Source organism: Pseudomonas khorasanensis (assembly GCF_014268505.2).
Taxonomy (GTDB): Bacteria; Pseudomonadota; Gammaproteobacteria; order Pseudomonadales; family Pseudomonadaceae; genus Aquipseudomonas; species Aquipseudomonas khorasanensis.
On sequence record NZ_JABWQP020000002.1, the window covers coordinates 318,519 to 340,051 of the forward strand.

The following is a 21,533-nucleotide window of genomic DNA, read 5'->3' on the forward strand; positions in this document are numbered from 1 at the left end:
CTAAGTAACTGGTTTTTCACTCAGGCGTTAGTTAAGCGACGCCGCAATAAAAAAGGCCCATCCGAAGATGGGCCTTTTTAGTTATCGCAACACTAACAGGATGCGATTACAACAGCGACAGCGGGTAGTCGACGATCAGACGGAACTCTTTGATGTCGCCTTCGCCCTGGTCAGCGTTAGCCTGGTGCCATGCTTGACGAATGCGGAAGGAGAGATCTTTTGCCGGGCCAGACTGGACGACGTACTTGGCTTCCAGGTTGGTTTCGTTGTGCTTGCCGTCTTCGCCGTACAGACCAGCGTATGCGCTGCCAGTAGGGGTGTTGGTGCCGTCGATGTCCCAGCCTTTCACGTAACGGGTCATGAAGCTCAGACCTGGAACGCCGTACTCGGCCATTTTGATGTCATAACGGATCTGAGCGGATTTCTCGTTCGGACCGTTGAAGTCGGAGTACTGGATGGAGTTGGCCAGGAAGATCGAGTCGCCGCCACGGTTGTTCTTGCCAACGCCGATGTAGTCGAATGGCGTATCACCGTTGACCTTCTGGAAGCCTACGGTAATGGTGTGCGCTTTCAGGAACGAAAGGGCGGTCGCCAGGGAGAACGTGGTGTTGCTGATGTCGCCGGCTTTCGCGTCACCGGTGTCGGTGGTGCGGTAGATGTTGAAGTCGGTGTTCAGCGAAGTGTCACCACTGATAGGGGTGGTGAGGTTCAGGTTCGCGTAGTACTGGTTCCAGATGTCTTCCAGCTTGGCACCGTAGAGCGATGCGCTCAGATTTTCGGTGATGCCGTATTTGCCGCCGAAATAATCGATGGTGTTGGCTTCAACGCCAGCGTAGTTGGCGTACAGGCCACCTTCACGGGAGTTGCGGTCCTGGCTGGTCGACGAGTAGAAGTGGCCGGCTTCAAGATCGAGATCTTTGATCTCGCTGCTCTGCAGCTGGAAGCCGCTGGCAGTTTGCGGGAGGATCCGGGAACCGCCGACAGCGAATACAGGTGCGGTGCTTGGCTGCATGTCGCCAACTTTCAGCTCGGTTTTCGATACGCGGAATTTCACGGCAGCGCCGGCTTTGCCCTGGCTGTCGTTGACTTCGCCATCAGCATCGCGGCTCATGTTGCCGGTGCCACCAGTACCATCACCGCCATCGAGCTTGATGGCCAGGTAGCCGAAGGCATCAATGCCCACGCCTACGGTGCCTTGGGTGTAACCAGAGCTGAAGTTACCCCAGATACCCTGGGTCCAGTCTTTCTGGTCATTGCCGCCGTTTTTGTTGTTGCGATTGAAGTAATAGTTGCGGATCAACAGATCGGCTTTGGCGTCTTCAACGAAGCCTTTGGCTTCAGACTGATCACTTACAAACGGGGCGGCCGTAGCCAACTGCGAACTGGCGGCTGCTGCAACTGCCAGTGCGATCATGCTCCACTTCATCACGCGCATCGTGATTTGCTCCTTTGGTTTTAGAAGAGTACTGCCGTCCCACCTGTTTTATTATCTGGGCGGCTCTTTCTTTTTGTGTCGGCGCAAACTTATATCACGCCGACAATGTTGGCGATACTTGCGAAACCAACCTTTCAGCTTCTTTACGGCGTTGTCGCAAAAGGAGCGCTGGATGTCGCAAATTCACAGTACCGATGCAGCCGGACTGACAACTTTATCGCTGTTTCTGGGCCTTTTTGCATCGGTAAAAAAGAGTCCCTGGCAAAACACTTGAATCTCCATCGGGCAACCCTGCCACTGTTCTTATTGGCCGCAAGCCCACCCCATCCGGTGGTGCGCTCACTGTCCATACGAGTACCTTGCAACAAGCGTGCACAAACCGCAAATTCGCTGCGGTTATTTTTCTGTACAGCTTGCGCAAATGTGAAAACCTTGTGAAACGGGGCCTCGCGCCTGTTTTAGCTGCGGGCTTGACGGCGCTCGCGCAATGGTGTTTGAACGCACCAAAGGTGCGCATGACAACCGAAAACGTTACCGGTTCACCCCGAAGTGGGTATTTGGCGGATGCCCGACCCGGTGAGCGTAGACGCGCTGAGCGGTTTTGGTGCAAAAAAATCACGGCTGAGCCTGATTAATTCTGCCAACGTTGAATTCAGGGCTGCGTTGATCAAGGCTTTTAACGCTGTTCTTCCAGTGAAAACTCACATAGCGATCCGTGTTGGTGCGCGCCTTCGATAAACGTGACATGTCGGGGCGCGCGGTCATTTAAGGTCGCTTCATTCGCAGGTATGCTGCCGCTTTGTCACTTGGCGCGCCGCCCTTCGAAAGGGGCCGCCAAGCGGAGTAATGTGATCAGCCGGGAGTATGCGCAGTGTTTGCTTTAGATCCACGACTTCAACACGACACGCTGGTTATTGGCGATTTCCCGCTGTGCCGGCTGTTGCTTTCCAACGACAGCAACTACCCATGGTTCATTCTGGTGCCACGTCGAGACGATATCAGCGAGTTGTTTCAGTTGGATGTCGCGGATCAGCAGCAGCTCTGGAAGGAAACCACCGCGCTCGCCGAGTTGCTCAAGGACTCGTTCGATGCCGACAAGCTCAACGTTGCAACCTTGGGGAACGTTGTCAGTCAATTACACATGCACGTCATCGTCCGCAAGCGTGACGATGCCGCCTGGCCGGCGCCGGTCTGGGGCAAGCATCCAGCCAGTCCGTACAGCGCAGAGCAGGTGGCGACCATACGCGAGCGTTTGCGTCTGGTGCTGACCGAAGACTTCACGTTTATGGAGGGCTGAGCCATGAGCCTTGAAGAACGCGTTACCGATCTGGAAAGCCGTCTGGCCTTTCAGGACGACACTATTCAGGCATTGAACGACGTGCTGGTGGCCCAGCAACGCGTGGTCGAGCGCCTGCAATTGCAGATGGCGGCGCTGCTCAAGCGTCAGGAAGAGATGCACGGCCAGTTCGAGTCCTTTGAGGATGAAGCGCCACCGCCGCACTATTGAATCTTGGCGAAAATCGAAGATTGCAGGCCAAAAAAAACCGCGAACAGCCTGGGCTGTTGGCGGTTTTTTTGCTTTGGATCAGCGACGCGGCAGAGCGGCGATCACGTCTTCGGCTTGCAGGCCTTTGTCGCGGTTCATTACCGAGAACTCGACGCGCTGGCCTTCGACCAGAACACGGTGGCCTTCGCCACGAATGGCGCGAAAGTGCACGAAGATATCATCGCCGGAATCCCGGGAGATAAAACCGAAACCCTTGGACGTGTTGAACCACTTCACGGTGCCGGTATCGCGGTTGCTCATGTCGTAGTTGGCGGGTGCTGCAGAAGGTGAAGACTTATAGAAGCTGACCGCCAGGTGCAGGATAACGGCCACCAGGGCAATCACCAGGCTGAACAACACAGCTGGTTGGCCGGCGATGACAGGCATCGGCGCGATCAGGGTCAGGGTTTGCAGGACGACAGTCAGCACCAGCAACGCGCTGACCAGATTTTGCAGGTGCTGGCGCGGGCCTTTGTTCCAGTAAGGGATCACTGGAGCGATGACCAGGTTCAGCAGGCCGAAAAAGGCCAGGTAAAGTGCATCGGGCTGTTGCAGGTAAGGAACGGCTTCGGCTTTCAGACTGGGGATGAACGACAGCAGCAAGGCTGCTGCGCCCATTAGCAGGTGGACGATTTTCAACATTTTGATTGGCTCACGTTATGACGGCTCACAAGGAAGAGCTGAAGGCGCACGGTTCGCTTCAGGAGAAAATAAGAGGCGGTGGACACGTAACGGCATCAGCCTATGCGCGACGCCCTGGAAAATAGGGCATAGCGACACACTGCCTATTTAACAGCAAAGCCTGCGGCGACTCAAATCAGCCCGGCCAGCGGCAGTGCAGCAGTCGATTTGTCGCAGTCTGTTTGCCTATTGATAGCTGCGAGCCTGCGATTGACTTGCTAAAGTGGGCCTGAACCTGCTGGATGAACTCAATCACTGTTAGGGGGTAAGCATGGCAATTGATATCGGTATCAGTGAAGAAGACCGCAAATCCATCGTCGAGGGGCTGTCGCGGCTGCTGTCGGACACCTACGTGCTGTATCTGAAAACCCATAACTTTCACTGGAACGTCACCGGCCCGATGTTCCGCACGTTGCATCTGATGTTCGAAGAGCAATACAACGAGCTGGCACTGGCGGTTGATTCGATCGCCGAGCGCATCCGTGCCCTGGGCTTTCCGGCCCCTGGCGCCTATGCGACCTACGCCCGTCTTTCTTCCATCAAGGAAGAGGAGGGTGTGCCGAGTGCCGAGGACATGATCAAGCAATTGGTCGAAGGTCAGGAGGCGGTGACGCGCACTGCACGCGGTATTTTTCCGCTGCTGGACAAGGTCAGCGATGAACCGACGGCTGACCTGCTGACCCAGCGTATGCAGGTGCATGAGAAAACCGCATGGATGTTGCGCGCGCTGCTCGAGGCATGACCCAGCCAGTGCGGACGCCGTAAGGTCGTCCGCACGCTGTCCAGACTCTTACCGTTGTCGTTGGCTTATCCTACGAGGATGGTCAACAAATCGTATGGCTATAACTTTGTCACTGGGTTTTTATGAAGGCACAGGATGTTGCCTTATAAATCAGCAGTCATGGCAAAGGAGTGTCAACGCAATGGTGCAAGGAGACAGGCGAAGCGACAGGATGTCGGCTTCGCGGCACGTTATTAAGGTCGATCCGTTTGTCGGTGGGTTCGACATGAATCTGATCGAGCCCTTGTCCCGATCAATACGGCTCAACGGTTTTGCGACCTGCCTGCGATTGGACAGGTCTACTGGAACATCCTTGGCGGCATGGCCGAGGTCAATCATTGTTCAATCAGCACGCTGCTGTCGCATCTCGATCGAGAGGTGCATTTGCGTCATGGCGGCGTGAAGAACTTCAGTGCGCTGGTACGGGTGGTGTGCGTATTGAACGGAGTCAAGGATGCCGCACCGACGGTTTCGCCCTGAAACGGCGGTTGCAACGAGGTTGCGGGCTGTGCAGTGTTACGGCTGCACAGCCCGCATTTAATCGATATAATCCCGCGCTTTCGCCGCAAAGCCCCGCGCGCGGCAGCAATCTGATCGCCGAGACACCCCCATGCCAATGTACGATTACCAATGTGCTTCCTGTGGTCATCAGATGGAAGCCATTCAGAAGATCAGCGACGCACCGCTGGTCGACTGTCCTGCCTGCCAGGCGCCTGAACTGAAGAAGCAGCTGTCCATGCCGGGTTTTCGCCTCAGCGGCAACGGTTGGTACGAGACCGATTTCAAGACCGGAGCCAAGAAGAACCTGGCCGGTGGCGACAAAGCTGACTAGGGTTCAAACCCTGAACGAACGACACGCGTGAGTTTCCGCTTTGCTTGAAAGCGACGGTCACTCCACCGAATTTCGAATTACGAGAAGCGAACCACACCATGATGCGCAGCCACTATTGCGGCCAACTGAACGAAAGCCTGGACGGCCAGGAAATTACCCTTTGCGGATGGGTTCACCGTCGCCGCGACCACGGCGGGGTGATCTTCCTCGATATCCGTGATCGTGACGGTCTGGCCCAGGTGGTGTTCGATCCGGATCGTGCCGAGAGCTTCGCCGCTGCCGATCGCGTTCGCAGCGAATACGTCGTGAAGATCACCGGCAAGGTGCGTCTGCGTCCGGCGGGTGCGACCAATGCCAACATGGCCTCGGGCATGATCGAAGTGCTGGGCTATGAACTGGAAGTGCTGAACGAGTCGGAAACCCCGCCGTTCCCGCTCAACGAATACTCCGACGTCGGCGAAGAAACCCGCCTGCGCTATCGTTTCCTCGACCTGCGTCGTCCGGAAATGGCCGAGAAGCTGCGTCTGCGTTCGCGCATGACCACCAGCATCCGTCGCTTCCTCGACGAGAACGGCTTCCTCGACGTCGAAACCCCGATCCTCACCCGCGCCACCCCTGAAGGCGCGCGTGACTATCTGGTACCGAGCCGTACTCACGCCGGTTCGTTCTTCGCCCTGCCGCAATCGCCACAATTGTTCAAGCAACTACTGATGGTCGCCGGTTTCGACCGCTACTACCAGATCGCCAAGTGCTTCCGCGACGAAGACCTGCGCGCCGACCGTCAGCCGGAATTCACCCAGATCGACATCGAGACCAGCTTCCTCGATGAAAAAGAGATCATGGGCCTGACCGAGCAGATGATCCGCAACCTGTTCAAGGAAGTGCTGGATCTGGAATTCGGCGAATTTCCGCACATGACCTTCGAAGAAGCCATGCGCCGCTACGGTTCGGACAAGCCGGACCTGCGTATACCGCTGGAGCTGGTTGACGTTGCCGACCAGTTGAAAGAAGTCGACTTCAAAGTATTCAGCGGCCCGGCCAACGATCCGAAGTGCCGTATCGCCGCGCTGCGCGTTCCAGGCGGGGCGAGCATGCCGCGCAAGCAGATCGACGATTACACCAAGTTCGTCGGCATCTATGGTGCCAAGGGCCTGGCGTACATCAAGGTCAACGAGCGCGCTGCCGGTGTTGACGGTCTGCAATCGCCGATCGTGAAAAACATCCCTGAGGCCCACCTGAACGTGATCCTTGATCGCGTCGGTGCAGTCGACGGCGACATCGTGTTCTTCGGCGCCGACAAGGCCAAGATCGTCAGCGAAGCCCTGGGCGCGCTGCGTATCAAGCTCGGTCACGACCTCAAGCTGCTGACCTGCGAGTGGGCGCCAATGTGGGTCGTCGATTTCCCGATGTTCGAAGAGAACGACGATGGCAGCTTCTCCGCGCTGCACCACCCGTTCACTGCACCGAAGTGCACCCCGCAAGAACTCGAAGCCAACCCGGCCGGCGCTCTGTCGCGCGCGTACGACATGGTGTTGAACGGCACCGAGTTGGGTGGCGGTTCGATCCGTATTCACCGCAAGGAAATGCAGCAAGCGGTGTTCCGTCTGCTGGGCATCAACGAAGCGGAACAGGAAGAGAAGTTCGGCTTCCTGCTCGATGCGCTGAAATACGGCGCACCGCCGCACGGTGGCCTGGCCTTCGGTCTGGATCGTCTGGTGATGCTGATGACCGGCGCCCAGTCGATTCGTGAAGTGATCGCCTTCCCGAAAACCCAGAGTGCTGCCGACGTGATGACGCAAGCACCGGGTGTAGTAGATGCCAAGGCGTTGCGCGAGCTGCACATTCGTTTGCGCGAAACGCCAAAGGCTGAGTAAGACGGGCCTGAAGGCGCATCTTCGGATGCGCCTTTTTTCTTTCTCAGGTCGATATTTTTCAATTGCCGGCCGCTGCATCCGCAGGGCGGGCAAGGTTTCAAAGAGCATTCGGAGCGAGTTATGGCAGGTCATTCCAAGTGGGCAAACATCAAGCACCGCAAAGAACGTCAGGATGCCAAGAGGGGCAAGATCTTCACCAAGTGGATCCGTGAGCTGACCGTTGCGGCTCGCCAGGGTGGCGGTGATCCGGGTTCCAACCCGCGCCTGCGCCTGGCTTTGGACAAGGCGCTGAGCGCCAACATGAGCCGCGACATCATTGATCGTGCCGTCGCGCGCGGTGCCGGTGCCACTGAGGCGGACAATGTTGAAGAGCTGACCTATGAAGGCTACGGCCCGGGCGGCGTGGCGGTGATGGTCGAGTGCATGACCGACAACCGCAACCGTACGGCGGCTGCCGTGCGTCACGCGTTCAGCAAGTGTGGCGGCAACCTCGGCACCGACGGTTCGGTGGCGTATCTGTTCGAGCGAAAAGGCCAGATCAGCTTCGCGCCGGGTGTCGATGAAGACGCACTGACCGAAGCGGCGCTGGAAGCCGACGCCGATGACGTGGTCACCCACGAAGACGGTTCGATCGACGTGTTCACCTCGTTCACCAGTTTCTACGCGGTGCGTAACGCGCTGGAAGCGGCGGGCTTCAAGGGCGACGACGCGGAAATCGTCATGCAGCCGACCACTAGCGCCGAGCTGGATCTGGAAGGTGCGGAGAAGGTGCTCAAGCTGATCGACATGCTTGAAGACCTGGATGACGTGCAAAACGTCTATTCCAACGCCGACATCCCGGAAGACGTGGCCGCTCAGCTCGGTTGATTAGCGACTAGTCTTCCCCGTGGGAGCGAGCCTGCTCGCGAAAGCGGCGTATCAGCAACATGGGTGCTGAATGACACCGCCTTCGCGAGCAGGCTCGCTCCCACATTTGTAGCTGGATGTCAGGTAAATCGTTTTTTTGAATCTGCAGGCGTTATGACTCTAATTCTTGGTATCGACCCCGGTTCGCGCATCACCGGTTACGGGATCGTTCGCGATACCGGGCGGGGCGGCTGCATCTATGTGGCCTCGGGCTGTATCCGCACGGGGTCCGGCGAGCTTCATGAGCGTCTGCAAATCGTCTATCGCGGCGTGCGTGAAATCATCAAGACCTACGGCCCGGTCACCATGGGCATCGAAAAAGTATTCATGGCAAAAAACGCCGACTCGGCCCTGAAACTGGGCCAGGCGCGTGGCGCCGCTATCGTCGCCGGCGCCGAAGAATGCCTGGAGATCGCCGAGTACACGGCCACTCAAGTCAAACAGGCGGTGGTCGGCACGGGGGCTGCCAATAAAGAACAGGTGCAAATGATGGTTATGCACATGCTCAAGCTGACCAGCAAACCGCAAATCGACGCCTCGGACGCCCTCGCTATCGCCATTTGTCACGCACACACGCGCTCCAGCCTGCTGCCGCACGGTCTGGGAACGGCACGCAGTCGTGGCGGGCGCCTGCGTCTCTGATAGCATCAGCATCAATTTTCCTGAATGTGGCTCTCCGGCGCCTGGGTTGTCGGCGCGGAACCCACCTTCAATCGTCGCCAGCCCACGGCTGGCCAACGCTCAAGGATCTGAAACGTGATTGGACGCTTGCGCGGCACTCTGGCTGAAAAACAGCCACCGCACCTGATTCTGGATGTAAACGGCCTGGGGTATGAGGTCGAAGTGCCCATGACCACCCTTTATCGTCTGCCGTCGGTCGGTGAACCGCTGACCCTGCATACCCATTTGGTCGTACGCGAAGATGCGCAATTGCTCTATGGTTTTGCCGGCAAGCGTGAGCGAGACTTTTTTCGCGAGTTGATCCGTCTCAACGGGGTCGGGCCGAAACTGGCGCTGGCCCTGATGTCGAGCCTGGAAGTCGATGAGCTGGTGCGCTGCGTGCAGTCCCAGGACACCTCGGCTCTGACCAAGGTGCCGGGTGTTGGCAAGAAAACCGCCGAGCGTCTGCTGGTCGAACTGAAAGACCGCTTCAAGGCTTGGGAGACCTCGCCTGCCATGTTTGCGCTGGTGCCGAATCAGCCGGACGGCCCGGCGCCGGTCAACACCGCCGAGACCGATGCGGTCAGCGCGCTGATCTCTTTGGGCTACAAGCCACAAGAGGCGAGCAAGGCGATTTCCGCGATCAAAGAGAAAAACCTGAGCAGTGAAGACATGATCCGCCGCGCCCTGAAGGGAATGATTTAAGTGATTGAAGCTGATCGTCTGATCACCGCCGCGCACAGCCCGCGCGAGCGCGAAGAAGTCCAGGACCGGGCGATTCGTCCGGTCAGCCTGGCTGATTACATTGGCCAGCCAACCGTACGCGAGCAGATGGAACTGTTCATTCAGGCTGCCCGTGGCCGTAGCGAATCCCTCGATCACACGCTGATCTTCGGTCCGCCGGGGCTGGGGAAAACCACGCTGGCCAATATCATTGCCCAGGAAATGGGCGTGTCGATCAAAAGTACCTCGGGGCCGGTGCTTGAACGTCCGGGTGATCTGGCGGCACTGCTGACCAATCTTGAGCCCCACGATGTGCTGTTCATCGACGAAATCCATCGTCTGTCGCCGATCGTTGAAGAAGTGCTATACCCGGCGATGGAGGACTTCCAGCTCGACATCATGATCGGCGAAGGGCCGGCAGCGCGCTCGATCAAACTCGACCTGCCGCCGTTCACCCTGGTCGGCGCAACCACTCGCGCCGGCATGCTGACCAACCCGCTGCGCGACCGTTTCGGTATCGTCCAGCGCCTGGAGTTCTACAGCACGGCGGATCTGGCGACTATCGTCAGCCGTTCTGCAGCCATTCTCGGCTTGCCGCTGGATCCAGAAGGTTCGTTCGAGATCGCTCGCCGTGCCCGTGGCACGCCGCGAATCGCCAACCGTTTGCTGCGGCGGGTGCGCGATTTCGCTGAAGTCCGTGCCAAGGGGCACATCACCAAAGCGGTAGCGGATCTGGCGCTGAACCTGCTGGATGTCGACGAACACGGTTTCGATCATCAGGACCGTCGTCTGCTGCTGACCATGATCGAGAAGTTCGATGGCGGCCCGGTCGGCATCGACAGTCTGGCGGCGGCGATCAGCGAAGAGCGTCACACCATTGAGGACGTGCTCGAACCGTACCTGATTCAACAGGGGTACATCATGCGCACGCCAAGGGGCAGGGTGGTGACGCGGCATGCCTACCTGCATTTCGGTTTAAATATTCCGTCACGAATGGGCGAGATGCCCGTGGCAGACGATTTTCTCGACGCCGCAGACGATTGATACACATTTGTTGGTGATTTATTCAGGGTTTGTACTGTCAGACGACGGTACTTTTGCGGTAAAGCTTTGAAACCACGAAAAACAGTTGTCTCGCCGGATTGGCAACCTGAGGAGTAAGCACTAGAGTATGCGCGCGCAAAACGGGCTTGAGCCGTTCGCACATCGTTGTCGCGTTTATTACGAGGACACCGATGCGGGCGGCATCGTGTATTACGTTAATTACCTCAAGTTTATGGAACGGGCTCGAACCGAGCGGCTCCGCGAACTGGGCTTTGCCCAATCTGCGCTTGCCGGAGAGGACCTGTTGTTTGTCGTGCATTCCAGCGAAGCGCGTTATCACGCGCCGGCGCGACTGGACGACGAACTGCTGGTAAGCGCTGATGTAATCGAATTGAACCGTGCCAGCCTGCGCTTCAAACAGCAGGTCAGGCGGGCCACGGATAATGTGCTGCTCTGCGAAGGGCAGTTTTTGGTGGCCTGCGTGCGCACCGACAGTTTGAAACCCCGGGCCCTTCCCGAAGACCTGCGTGCGGCCTTCGCCGACGCGGTCGGCCCGGGTACACACTCAAAGCAGGAGATAAAGCGTGGAAGCTAACGTCGTCGACCATTCCTCCATGTGGAGCCTGGTCAGCAATGCCAGCATCGTGGTGCAGTTGGTAATGTTGACTCTGGTGGCCGCATCGGTGACCTCATGGATCATGATCTTTCAGCGCAGCAACTTGCTGCGCGCCGGTCGACGCGCCCTGGAGAGCTTCGAAGAGCGCTTCTGGTCGGGTATCGATCTGTCGAAGCTGTATCGTCAGGCGGGCAGCAACCCGGACCCGGATTCAGGCGTCGAGCAGATCTTCCGCGCCGGCTTCAAGGAATTCTCCCGTCTGCGTCAGCAGCCTGGCGTAGACCCTGAAGCGGTGATGGAAGGCGTGGCCCGTGCCATGCGCGTAGCCATTTCCCGCGAAGAAGAGAAGCTGGAGCAAAGCCTGCCGTTCCTCGCCACAGTCGGTTCGGTCAGCCCGTACATCGGCCTGTTCGGTACGGTGTGGGGCATCATGAACTCCTTCCGTGGTCTGGCCAGCGCCCAGCAAGCCACCCTGGCCACCGTGGCACCGGGTATTGCCGAAGCCCTGATCGCCACCGCGATCGGTCTGTTCGCGGCGATCCCGGCGGTCATTGCCTACAACCGTTTCGCCGCTCGCAGTGAAACCCTGCTGGGCCGCTACTACACCTTCGCCGATGAATTCCAGGCGATCCTGCACCGCAAAGTGCACACCAGCGAAGAATAAGCAGGTATTTTCCAATGGCTTTAATCGCTCGAGCTCGCAAAAAGCGCAAGCCGGTCGCCGAGATGAACGTGGTGCCTTACATCGACGTGATGCTGGTACTGCTGGTCATCTTCATGGTGACCGCGCCGATGCTCAATCAGGGCGTGAAAGTTGATCTGCCCAAGGTTTCCAGCGAAGCCTTGCCGCAGGACAACAACACCCAGGTCCTGACCATTTCGATCAAGGCTGACAAGACCTATTACTGGAATCTTGGCAGCGAAGTCGATACCGAGAAGCAACAGGACAGGGCCATGACCCTGCCGCAAATGACTGACGCGGTGACCAAGATCATTCGCGCCGGCACCGAAGGTGGCAAGCGCACCCAGGTGTTCATTCGTGGCGACAAGACTGTCGACTACGGCGCCGTCATGGGCGCCATGGGCGGGTTGCAGAAAGCCGGGGTCGGTAACGTTGGTCTGATTACCGAGGCCCCCTGATGCAGCAACAGCGAGAGCCGTCCGCCTCGGAAAGCTACTTCTGGCCTAGTGTTCTGGCAATTGTCCTGCACGTGCTGGTGTTCGGCATGCTGTTCGTCAGTTTTGCCTTCACACCGGAACTGCCGCCGGCCAAGCCGATTGTCCAGGCGACTCTGTACCAGCTGAAATCGAAAAGTCAGGCAACCACCCAGACCAATCAGAAGATTGCGGGTGAGGCGAAGAAATCCGCCGCGCGCCAGACCGAAGTCGAGCAGATGGAACAGAAGAAGGTCGAGCAGGAAGCGGTGAAGGCTGCGGAACAAAAGAAAGAAGACGCGGCTCAAAAAGCCGAGGAAGCCAAGAAGGCCGATGAGGCTAAAAAAGCGGACGAGGCGAAAAAAGCTGATGAAGCCAAGAAAGCCGACGACGCGAAAAAAGCCGAAGCCAAAAAGGCCGAAGAGAAACAATTGGCTGATATAGCCAAGAAGAAGGCTGAAGACGAAGCGAAAAAGGCTGCTGAAGAAGAGGCCAAGAAAGCGGCTGCCGAAGAAGCCAAGAAAAAGATCGTCGAAGACGCGAAGAAGAAAGCCGCCGAAGACGCCAAGAAGAAATCCGAAGCTGAAGAGGCGAAGAAGAAAATCGCCGACGAAGCGAAGAAGAAAGCGGCTGCCGATGCTGCGAAGAAGAAAGCGCAGGAAGCGGCACGCAAGTCCGCTGAAGACAAAAAGGCCCAGGCCTTGGCCGATCTGCTTTCCGACACGCCGCAGCGCCAGCAGGCCTTGGCCGATGAACAGGGTGACGAAGTCGCGGGCAGTTTCGATGACCTGATTCGTGCGCGAGCCGCAGAGGGTTGGGCTCGTCCACCTTCGGCGCGCAAAGGCATGACGGTCGTGCTGCAAATAGGCATGTTGCCGGACGGTACGGTGACTTCGGTCAGCGTTTCCAAATCCAGCGGTGACGGTCCGTTCGATGCCTCGGCAGTGGCGGCGGTCAAGAATATTGGACGTTTGACAGAAATGCAGGGAATGAAGCCGAGCGATTTCGCTCCGTATCGTTCATTCAAGATGACATTCACACCTGAGGACCTAGCCTTGTGAGAAACCTTCTTCGAGGAATGCTGGTCGTGATCTGCTGTATGGCAGGGATCGCGATGGCAGATGAAAAGAACATTCTGGTGACCAGCGGCAGCGATCGGGCAACTCCGATCGCCGTCGTACCGTTCGGCATGCAGGGCGGCGCGGTGCTGCCGGACGACATGGCAGAAATCATTGGTAATGACTTGCGCAACTCGGGCTACTACTCGCCGATTCCCAAGCAAAACATGATCAGCCAGCCAAGCCAGCCGAGCGAAATCATCTTCCGCGACTGGAAGGCGGTAGGCGCCCAATACATTATGGTCGGCAGCATCGCCCCTGCGGGCGGTCGTCTGCAGGTGCAGTGGGCATTGTTCAACGTCGCCACCGAGCAGAAAGTGGCCGACGGCAGTGTTTCCGGCACGACCGATCAACTGCGCGACATGGCGCACTTCATTTCCGACCAGTCGTTCAAGCAGCTGACCGGCATTGACGGCGCATTCTCGACGCGTCTGCTGTACGTGACAGCCGAGCGTTTCTCTGAAAAGAACACGCGCTATACGCTGCAACGTTCCGACTATGATGGCGCCCGTGCTGTGACGCTGTTGCAATCGCGCGAGCCGATCCTGTCGCCGCGTTTCGCGCCGGATGGCAAGCGTATCGCCTACGTTTCGTTCGAGCAGAAGCGTCCGCGCATCTTCATGCAGAACATCGACACTGGTCGCCGTGAGCAGATCACCAACTTTGAAGGCCTGAACGGCGCGCCTGCATGGTCGCCCGATGGCAATCGCCTGGCGTTCGTCCTGTCCAAGGACGGTAACCCGGATATTTATGTGATGAACCTTGGTTCGCGTCAGATCACCCGCGTCACCGCAGGTCCTGGCATCAACACCGAACCATACTGGGGCAAGGATGGCTCGACCATCTACTTCACGTCAGACCGTGGCGGCAAACCACAGATCTATAAAACCAGCGCCAGTGGCGGTGGTGCCGAGCGTGTGACGTTCGTTGGCAACTACAACGCCAACCCGAAACTGTCGGCTGATGAAAAGACTTTGGTGATGATTCATCGTCAGGATGGCTTCACCAATTTCAAGGTGGCAGCTCAGGATCTGCAGCGAGGTAGTGTAAAGATCCTCACTGATAGCACTCTGGACGAGTCACCTACTGTTGCGCCCAACGGCACCATGGTAATCTACGCCACCCGCCAACAGGGCCGGGGAGTCTTGATGCTCGTGTCCATTAATGGACGCGTGAGGCTCCCGCTTCCTACCGCTCAAGGCGAAGTCAGAGAACCGTCCTGGTCCCCTTACCTGAAGTGAGCGGGTGCTACACGTTTTACTTAACACACTGGGGTTCATTAGGAGTTTCACGATGGAAATGCTGAAGTTTGGTAAGTTTGCTGCGCTGGCTCTGGCCATGGCTGTAGCTGTAGGTTGCTCGTCCAAAGGCGGCGACAACGCCGGTGAAGGCGCTGTTGATCCAAACGCTGGTTACGGCGCAAACACTGGTGCCGTTGACGGTTCCCTGAGCGAAGAAGCTGCTCTGCGCGCAATCACCACCTTCTACTTCGAATACGACAGCTCGGACCTGAAGCCAGAAGCCATGCGCGCTCTGGACGTTCACGCCAAAGACCTGAAAGCAAACGGCGCTCGCGTTGTTCTGGAAGGCAACACCGACGAACGTGGTACTCGTGAGTACAACATGGCACTGGGCGAGCGTCGTGCGAAAGCCGTTCAGCGCTACCTGGTACTGCAAGGTGTTTCCCCAGCTCAGCTGGAACTGGTTTCCTATGGCGAAGAGCGTCCAGTTGCTACCGGCAACGACGAGCAGTCCTGGGCTCAAAACCGTCGCGTCGAACTGCGTAAGTAATTCGATATGCGAACGTGCCGTCGTGCTGTAACTGTTCTGGCTCTCAGCCTCGCGCCGCTTGCGGCGTGGGCTGCGGTTCCTGTGGTCGATGACAACTCCGGTTATAACAATAGCGGGAGCAGTTATCCGCCTGCGGGTTACGGTACGAACGGCGCCTATGCCGGGGGAGCGGCTTCGGCCCCTGCCTCGGCACAAGGCATGCTGTTCAACCAATTGCAACAGATGCAGGATCAGCTATCGCGCCAGCAAGGTGTGATCGAAGAACTGCAGAATCAGGTTGCGCGCATGAAGCAGGAATCCCTGGAGCGATACCAGGATCTTGATCGGCGCATAGGATCCGGCGTTGCACCAGCCGCGACTCCCGAGAATTCTTCTGCCGGTGGCGACGCAAGTGCCGCTGCTGGCGCTGCCGCAGGTGCCGGGGCTGCTGCCCAGGCGCCTGCTGCGGGTAGTGAGCCGGCTGATCCGGCGAAAGAAAAGCTCTATTACGATGCTGCTTTCGACCTGATCAAAGCCAAGGATTTCGACAAGGCCAGCCAGGCTTTTGCCGCTTTCCTGCGCAAATACCCGAACAGCCAATACGCGGGCAACGCCCAGTACTGGTTGGGCGAAGTGAACCTGGCAAAGGGTGATCTGCAAGGCGCAGGTCAGGCTTTCGCCAAGGTTTCGCAGTTGTATCCCAAGCACAACAAGGTGCCGGATTCGCTGTACAAGCTGGCTGACGTAGAGCGCCGCCTCGGTCATACCGACAAGGTCAAAGGCATTCTGCAGCAGGTGGTGGCCCAATATCCGGGCACTTCCGCCGCTCAGTTGGCTCAACGCGATCTGCAGCGCATGTAGGCTGTTTGAACCGTTTTGAAGAAACCCGCGCCTGTCGCGGGTTTTTTCGTTAGAATTCACGCCCTTTTTCTGAAACACGCTTCTTGCGGTCTGCGCGTTGGCGGGATTGCCTGAAGTGCCTGACGGAGGCGGACAGCCTGTTTAGCTGTTACGCCCGTGGCGACTATGCAAGACACATTGAGAATTACCGAAGTTTTCTACTCGTTGCAGGGGGAAACGCGGACTGCCGGGCTGCCCACTGTTTTCGTGCGCCTGACCGGCTGCCCACTGCGTTGCCAGTACTGCGACAGCGCCTATGCGTTCAGTGGCGGCACCGTCCGCACCCTCGACGATATCCTCGAACAAGTGGCCGGGTTTCGTCCGCGCTACGTGTGCGTTACCGGTGGTGAGCCGCTGGCGCAACCGAACGCTATCCCTTTGCTCAAACAGTTATGTGATGCCGGTTACGAGGTCTCGCTGGAAACCAGCGGCGCTCTCGACGTCTCGGCGGTCGACCCGCGCGTCAGTCGCGTGGTCGACCTGAAGACGCCGGGTTCGAAAGAAGCCCATCGCAACCGTTACGAAAACATCGAACTGCTGACGCCCAACGACCAGGTCAAGTTTGTCATCTGCTCGCGGGAAGACTACGACTGGGCGGTGTCCAAGCTGATTCAGTACGGTCTCGATCGGCGTGCCGGTGAAGTACTGTTCTCCCCGAGTCACCACGACCTGAACGCACGGGAACTGGCGGACTGGGTGGTGGCGGACAACCTGCCAGTGCGCCTGCAATTGCAGCTGCATAAATATCTATGGAATGACGAGCCGGGGCGCTGATATGACTGAACAACTGAACACCACTGAAAAACGCGCGGTCATTCTGCTCTCCGGCGGCCTTGATTCTGCCACCGTCGTAGCCATGGCGCGCGCCGAAGGCTACAGCTGCTACACCATGAGTTTCGATTACGGCCAACGTTCCCACGCCGAGTTGCACGCCGCTGCACGTGTCGCGCGCGACTTGGGTGTGGTTGAACACAAGGTTATCGGCCTCAATCTGAACGGCATGGGCGGCTCGGCCCTGACTGACTCCAGCATTGATATCCCGGAAGAGCTGGGTGAAGGCATTCCGGTAACCTACGTGCCGGCGCGCAATACCGTGTTCCTGTCTCTCGCACTGGGCTGGGCAGAAGTGCTCGGCGCTCGCGATATTTTCATCGGTGTCAACGCGGTGGATTATTCGGGTTACCCGGATTGCCGTCCGGAGTTCATCGAATCGTTCGAGCGCATGGCTAATCTGGCGACCAAGGCCGGAGTCGAGGGCAACGGCTTCCGCATCCAGGCACCGTTGCAAAACCTCAGCAAGGCGCAGATCGTACAGGCGGGCGTGAAGCTGGGCGTTGATTACGGGCTGACCGTTTCCTGTTATCAGGCGGACGACGACGGCCGTGCATGCGGCAAATGCGACAGCTGCCGCCTGCGTGCGGAAGGCTTTGCGGCGGCAGGTGTGAGCGACCCAACACCTTATTTTTGATTTTTTTCAAAAAGGTGTTGAATAGTCCTTAAAAATCAGTATTATACGCGCCACCACACAGCGGGTCGTTAGCTCAGTTGGTAGAGCAGTTGGCTTTTAACCAATTGGTCGTAGGTTCGAATCCCACACGACCCACCATATTTGGCGGTTTAGAAAATCCGGAAGGCCCACGAAAGTGAGGATTTCCGGGTTTTTTTTTGCCTGCAATTCGGGCATTAGCTGTTTCAGCCGCGTCAGCGCTGACGCGGGTCAGAATCACCTTTTGTATCAACGGGATATTCTGTAGCCTTGCGCAGCTTCAACGCTGTCCGTGCCTGATGAAACTCACTTTCCCGGCGGTACCCTCAAGCGGTCCGGAGCCGGGTGTATACTCGACTTTCGCGCGAAAGCGCCTGCAGGTCTTGCGAACATGACGCAGATTTCCGAACGCCTTCTGGTTCAAGCTCACCTCGATGCCAAACAGCCCAAACCGCTGACTGCCGAGGAAGAGGCTTATTACCGTTCCGCCATCGCCGCCGAGCTCAAGGCTCAGGACGCGGTATTGGTCGCCCACTTTTATTGCGATCCGGTGATTCAGGCCCTGGCCGAAGAAACCGGCGGCTGTGTCTCCGACTCCCTTGAAATGGCGCGCTTCGGCAACGCCCATCCGGCCAAGACCGTTGTGGTTGCCGGCGTGAAGTTCATGGGCGAGACCGCGAAGATTCTCAACCCGGAAAAGCGCGTGCTGATGCCGACCCTGGAGGCGACCTGCTCGCTGGATCTCGGTTGCCCGGTCGACGAGTTCTCGGCGTTCTGCGATCAGCACCCCGAGCGTACGGTGGTGGTTTACGCCAATACCTCGGCCGCCGTGAAAGCTCGGGCCGACTGGGTTGTAACGTCGAGCTGCGCACTGGAAATCGTCGAAAGCCTGATGGATAACGGTGAGACGATTATCTGGGGCCCGGACAAGCATTTGGGCACGTACATTCAGCGCAAGACCGGCGCCGATATGTTGCTGTGGGACGGTGCCTGCATCGTTCACGAAGAGTTCAAGTCCAAGCAGCTCGAAGACATGAAAGCGCTGTACCCGGACGCTGCAATTCTGGTGCACCCGGAATCGCCGACCTCGGTGATCGAGCTGGCCGACGCCGTCGGGTCCACCAGCCAACTGATCGCCGCTGCGCAATCCTTGCCGAACAAGACCCTGATCGTCGCAACCGACCGTGGCATCTTCTACAAGATGCAGCAGTTGTGCCCGGACAAAGTCTTCATCGAGGCGCCAACTGCCGGTAACGGCGCCGCCTGCCGCAGTTGCGCGCATTGCCCCTGGATGGCCATGAACACCCTTGAGCGCACGCTCAAGAGCTTGAAGGAAGGCACGAATGAGATCTTTGTTGATCCGGCGTTGATTCCGCAGGCGATTCGGCCATTGAAGCGAATGCTGGATTTCACCCAGGCGGCGCGGATGAAGCTCGCCGGTAACGCCTGAGATAAACAAAACACAGATCCTGTGGGAGCGAGCCTGCTCGCGAAAGCGGTGTATCAGTCACCATTAAGGCCGAATGACACGACGCCCCTTCGCGAGCAGGCTCGCTCCCACAGTGTTTTGTGGCGGTTGACCTACTTGGTCTTTTTCGGGATCCGCACGACCCGGGAATCCGAGTAGATGTCATGCCACGTGCGTTTCTGCTTGTCATACAGCGACCAGAGGAATCCCAGGCCCACGCATAGCCACGACGCAATCGACACCATGAACCGCAACAGGGCCTGCCAGACGCTGATTGCGCGGCCATCGGCGTTTTGCACGCGGATACCCCACACCTGCATGCCCAGTGTCTGCCCGCCATGGGTCCAGAACTTGGCGAAGAAGCCGAACAACACCAATAACAGCACCGTCGAATACAGTGGATCGCCGTCCAGTTGTCCGGCGTCGGTCATCACCCGCAGACGCTCTTCGCCGATGATCGCTGCCTGAATGAGCTTGTAGATGAACCCCGTAACGATCAACAGGGCCGTACACAACAGAAAATCATAGAACATCGCGGCCAGGCGTCGGCCGAGACCAACGGCCGGAAAGTCGCCCTGTGGGATGAGCAGGTGTTTCGACATGGCAGCCTCTGGGCGCAAAGTGAAGCGCCATTTTACGGATTCGCGCACACAAAAAAGCCCCTGATATCAATATCAGGGGCTTTTTCGTTACAGAGATCAGGCTTCTGCTTGTACTTCGTCGGCCTGCATGCCTTTCTGGCCCTGTACGGCGACGAAAGTCACTTTCTGGCCTTCTTTCAGGCTCTTGAAGCCGTTGCCCTGAATGGCGCGGAAATGCACAAACAGATCCGGACCGCTTTCAGGAGTGATAAAACCAAAACCTTTCTCGTCGTTAAACCACTTGACGGTACCGCTCTGACGTGTGGACATTTCTTATTTCCTTTGACGCAAAAAATTGATGGCAGTCTCTTTCTCATGAAAGAGTACTGGGGCTGGTTGCAAGGAGTAAGAAGACGTCGAGCGGGATGTAGCTAACTTGTAGGCTACTGCCCAGGTCACGATTCAAAGCTGACCCATGCAAACACAGTGGACAAACTCTACGCCAACTATGGGAGGAAAAACAAGCCCTGCGAAGGCCCCGGTTTTACTGACCTTGATGGCAGTTAGTCAGTTCGCTAGTGCGGTCTTAGACGATTGTCTGGTTCTAGTTTCAGGAAACGTTATAAGCGACGTTCATATGTGAATCACATGTAAGAAAACGCACTGTTTTATGGCGATTGCGTTACACAGTAGTGCATGCATAACGCAATCGCGTTACTTATAGAAACAGGCGATCATCCACGATAGTAGCGTTGCGGAACAAATGGCATTTTGCTTACAAGCATTTGCACCTTTTTCCCACGGACGATTGCCCAGACCGGGGTATCAATAGCGACGTAGGCGCTGTCCAGATAACCCATTGCCAATGGCCCGCCCAGGGACGGACCGAAACCACCGCTGCACACAGCGCCGATGATCTCGCCGGCCTCGTTGACGATTTCTGCGCCCTCACGCACCGGCGTGCGTTCTTGGGGCAGAAGGCCGACGCGTTTGCGCGCAACGCCGTTCTGTTGTTGAGTAAAAATTTGCTCCGCACCCGGGAAACCCCCGGCCCGCGCGCCATCGGCACGACGAGGCTTGGAAATTGCCCACAGCAGGCTGGCTTCGATCGGGGTGGTTTCGGCGTTCATGTCGTGGCCGTACAGACACAGACCCGCTTCCAGGCGCAGCGAATCGCGAGCGCCGAGGCCGATGGCCTGGACCTCGGGTTCGGCGAGCAGGGCACGGGCGAGTTTTTCCGCGTCAGCGGCCGGCACCGAAATTTCGAAACCGTCTTCCCCGGTGTAACCCGAACGGCTGACAAAGCAGTCAACGCCCAGCAGGTTTACGCGAGCGAACTGCATGAACGTCATCTTCGCCACGTCGGGTGCCAGACGAGCCAGGACAGTAACTGCCGCAGGACCTTGCAAGGCGAGCAGGGCGCGCTCTTCGAACAGCGCCGTAATGGTGCACTGATCGCCGATGTGTTTTTGCAGGTGGGCCAGGTCTTGATCCTTGCAAGCGGCGTTGACCACCAGGAACAGCTCGTCTTTACCCAGGTTTGCAACCATCAGGTCATCAAGGATGCCACCGGTTTCGTTGGTGAACATCGCATAACGCTGCATGCCCGCCGGCAAGTCGATGATGTCCACGGGCACCAGCGTTTCCAGAGCCTCGGCGGCATTGGCGCCGGTCAGGCGGATCTGGCCCATGTGCGAAACATCGAACAACCCGGCCTGTTCACGGGTGTGCTGATGTTCTTTCATTACGCCGAGCGGGTATTGAACCGGCATGTCATAGCCGGCGAACGGCACCATGCGGGCGCCGAGTTCGATGTGCAGAGCGTGCAGCGGGGTTTTCGACAGTTGTTCGGTGGACATGCGTGGCTCCTTGAATGGGTGGTTGGGGATGGCGCTCAAGATCAAGGTCAAGAGCCCCTCACCCCAGCCCTCTCCCGGAGGGAGAGGGAGTTAATTAC

The 21,533-nt window shown here is 57.9% G+C and carries 24 protein-coding genes, 1 tRNA gene and 1 pseudogene; 21 read left to right on the forward strand and 5 right to left on the reverse strand.

The features are described 5' to 3' along the window. Window positions 1-106: 106 nt before the first annotated feature. Complete coding sequence (locus HU727_RS07505) at window positions 107-1,435, reverse strand: OprD family porin (RefSeq protein WP_186530020.1); 1,329 nt, start codon at window positions 1,433-1,435, stop codon at window positions 107-109. A gap of 871 nt (window positions 1,436-2,306) precedes the next feature. On the opposite strand from HU727_RS07505, the gene HU727_RS07510 reads away from it, so the two are divergent. Further along, window positions 2,307-2,732: an HIT family protein gene (locus HU727_RS07510; RefSeq protein WP_186530016.1), complete on the forward strand. Its 426-nt coding sequence runs from the start codon at window positions 2,307-2,309 to the stop codon at window positions 2,730-2,732. Between the two features lie 3 nt (window positions 2,733-2,735). Next, window positions 2,736-2,942, forward strand: coding sequence for a SlyX family protein (locus HU727_RS07515; protein WP_186530014.1), 207 nt, complete (start codon window positions 2,736-2,738; stop codon window positions 2,940-2,942). 78 nt (window positions 2,943-3,020) lie between these two features. Here the strand turns inward: HU727_RS07515 and HU727_RS25905 are convergent, their stop codons facing one another. After that, window positions 3,021-3,623 (reverse strand): cold-shock protein, encoded by a 603-nt coding sequence (locus HU727_RS25905; RefSeq protein ID WP_186530013.1) that lies wholly within the window; start codon window positions 3,621-3,623, stop codon window positions 3,021-3,023. A 310-nt stretch (window positions 3,624-3,933) separates the two neighbouring features. On the opposite strand from HU727_RS25905, the gene HU727_RS07525 reads away from it, so the two are divergent. From HU727_RS07525 to nadA, 19 genes and pseudogenes are all read left to right on the forward strand, one after another. After that, complete coding sequence (locus HU727_RS07525; protein WP_007951212.1) at window positions 3,934-4,404, forward strand: Dps family protein; 471 nt, start codon at window positions 3,934-3,936, stop codon at window positions 4,402-4,404. Window positions 4,405-4,585: 181 nt separating this feature from the next. After that, a pseudogene (locus HU727_RS07530) lies at window positions 4,586-4,923 on the forward strand (ribbon-helix-helix domain-containing protein). Between the two features lie 130 nt (window positions 4,924-5,053). Continuing rightward, on the forward strand, window positions 5,054-5,275 hold the full coding sequence (locus HU727_RS07535) for an FmdB family zinc ribbon protein (protein WP_186530011.1): 222 nt from the start codon (window positions 5,054-5,056) through the stop codon (window positions 5,273-5,275). A 98-nt stretch (window positions 5,276-5,373) separates the two neighbouring features. Further along, window positions 5,374-7,149: an aspartate--tRNA ligase gene (gene aspS / locus HU727_RS07540; RefSeq protein ID WP_186530009.1), complete on the forward strand. Its 1,776-nt coding sequence runs from the start codon at window positions 5,374-5,376 to the stop codon at window positions 7,147-7,149. Window positions 7,150-7,269: 120 nt separating this feature from the next. Further along, window positions 7,270-8,016 (forward strand): YebC/PmpR family DNA-binding transcriptional regulator, encoded by a 747-nt coding sequence (locus tag HU727_RS07545; RefSeq protein WP_034153419.1) that lies wholly within the window; start codon window positions 7,270-7,272, stop codon window positions 8,014-8,016. A 153-nt stretch (window positions 8,017-8,169) separates the two neighbouring features. Beyond that, window positions 8,170-8,697, forward strand: coding sequence for a crossover junction endodeoxyribonuclease RuvC (ruvC, locus tag HU727_RS07550; RefSeq protein ID WP_016773501.1), 528 nt, complete (start codon window positions 8,170-8,172; stop codon window positions 8,695-8,697). A 114-nt stretch (window positions 8,698-8,811) separates the two neighbouring features. Next, window positions 8,812-9,420, forward strand: coding sequence for a Holliday junction branch migration protein RuvA (ruvA, locus tag HU727_RS07555; protein ID WP_126365832.1), 609 nt, complete (start codon window positions 8,812-8,814; stop codon window positions 9,418-9,420). Then, window positions 9,421-10,482 carry a Holliday junction branch migration DNA helicase RuvB gene (ruvB, locus tag HU727_RS07560; protein ID WP_186530007.1) on the forward strand — a complete coding sequence of 354 codons (1,062 nt, stop codon included), beginning with the start codon at window positions 9,421-9,423 and terminating at the stop codon, window positions 10,480-10,482. Between the two features lie 127 nt (window positions 10,483-10,609). Continuing rightward, the gene (gene ybgC / locus HU727_RS07565; RefSeq protein WP_186530005.1) at window positions 10,610-11,077 is read left to right on the forward strand and encodes a tol-pal system-associated acyl-CoA thioesterase; all 468 of its coding nucleotides are present in this window, start codon (window positions 10,610-10,612) and stop codon (window positions 11,075-11,077) included. Next, window positions 11,067-11,762 carry a protein TolQ gene (tolQ, locus tag HU727_RS07570; protein WP_008080223.1) on the forward strand — a complete coding sequence of 232 codons (696 nt, stop codon included), beginning with the start codon at window positions 11,067-11,069 and terminating at the stop codon, window positions 11,760-11,762. Before ybgC ends, tolQ begins: the two co-directional genes overlap by 11 nt. Before the next feature lie 23 nt (window positions 11,763-11,785). After that, a complete protein-coding gene (tolR, locus tag HU727_RS07575; RefSeq protein WP_160767866.1) occupies window positions 11,786-12,238 on the forward strand; it encodes a protein TolR in 453 nt (150 codons plus the stop codon). Next, window positions 12,238-13,314 (forward strand): cell envelope integrity protein TolA, encoded by a 1,077-nt coding sequence (gene tolA / locus HU727_RS07580; RefSeq protein WP_186530003.1) that lies wholly within the window; start codon window positions 12,238-12,240, stop codon window positions 13,312-13,314. Before tolR ends, tolA begins: the two co-directional genes overlap by 1 nt. Window positions 13,315-13,331: 17 nt before the next feature. Then, window positions 13,332-14,612: a Tol-Pal system beta propeller repeat protein TolB gene (gene tolB, locus HU727_RS07585; RefSeq protein WP_186530579.1), complete on the forward strand. Its 1,281-nt coding sequence runs from the start codon at window positions 13,332-13,334 to the stop codon at window positions 14,610-14,612. Between the two features lie 52 nt (window positions 14,613-14,664). Next, on the forward strand, window positions 14,665-15,162 hold the full coding sequence (gene pal / locus HU727_RS07590) for a peptidoglycan-associated lipoprotein Pal (protein ID WP_003178634.1): 498 nt from the start codon (window positions 14,665-14,667) through the stop codon (window positions 15,160-15,162). A 6-nt stretch (window positions 15,163-15,168) separates the two neighbouring features. After that, the gene (gene ybgF, locus HU727_RS07595; protein WP_186530001.1) at window positions 15,169-16,002 is read left to right on the forward strand and encodes a tol-pal system protein YbgF; all 834 of its coding nucleotides are present in this window, start codon (window positions 15,169-15,171) and stop codon (window positions 16,000-16,002) included. Window positions 16,003-16,167: 165 nt separating this feature from the next. Beyond that, complete coding sequence (queE, locus tag HU727_RS07600) at window positions 16,168-16,815, forward strand: 7-carboxy-7-deazaguanine synthase QueE (protein WP_093098975.1); 648 nt, start codon at window positions 16,168-16,170, stop codon at window positions 16,813-16,815. 1 nt (window position 16,816) lies between these two features. Continuing rightward, entirely contained in the window at window positions 16,817-17,509 is a 693-nt protein-coding gene (gene queC, locus HU727_RS07605) for a 7-cyano-7-deazaguanine synthase QueC (RefSeq protein WP_186529999.1), read from the forward strand. A gap of 62 nt (window positions 17,510-17,571) precedes the next feature. Beyond that, window positions 17,572-17,647, forward strand: a tRNA-Lys gene (locus HU727_RS07610). A 271-nt stretch (window positions 17,648-17,918) separates the two neighbouring features. Next, on the forward strand, window positions 17,919-18,977 hold the full coding sequence (gene nadA, locus HU727_RS07615) for a quinolinate synthase NadA (protein WP_016773509.1): 1,059 nt from the start codon (window positions 17,919-17,921) through the stop codon (window positions 18,975-18,977). Window positions 18,978-19,108: 131 nt separating this feature from the next. Here nadA and HU727_RS07620 read toward each other — a convergent pair whose 3' ends face one another. The 3 genes from HU727_RS07620 to gcvT form a co-directional block, all read right to left on the reverse strand. Continuing rightward, window positions 19,109-19,597, reverse strand: a complete 489-nt coding sequence (locus HU727_RS07620) for an RDD family protein (protein WP_186529998.1) — start codon at window positions 19,595-19,597, stop codon at window positions 19,109-19,111. Window positions 19,598-19,693: 96 nt separating this feature from the next. Next, window positions 19,694-19,906 carry a cold-shock protein gene (locus tag HU727_RS07625; RefSeq protein WP_003227496.1) on the reverse strand — a complete coding sequence of 71 codons (213 nt, stop codon included), beginning with the start codon at window positions 19,904-19,906 and terminating at the stop codon, window positions 19,694-19,696. Window positions 19,907-20,310: 404 nt separating this feature from the next. Continuing rightward, window positions 20,311-21,435 (reverse strand): glycine cleavage system aminomethyltransferase GcvT, encoded by a 1,125-nt coding sequence (gcvT, locus tag HU727_RS07630; protein ID WP_186529996.1) that lies wholly within the window; start codon window positions 21,433-21,435, stop codon window positions 20,311-20,313. Window positions 21,436-21,533 lie beyond the last annotated feature (98 nt).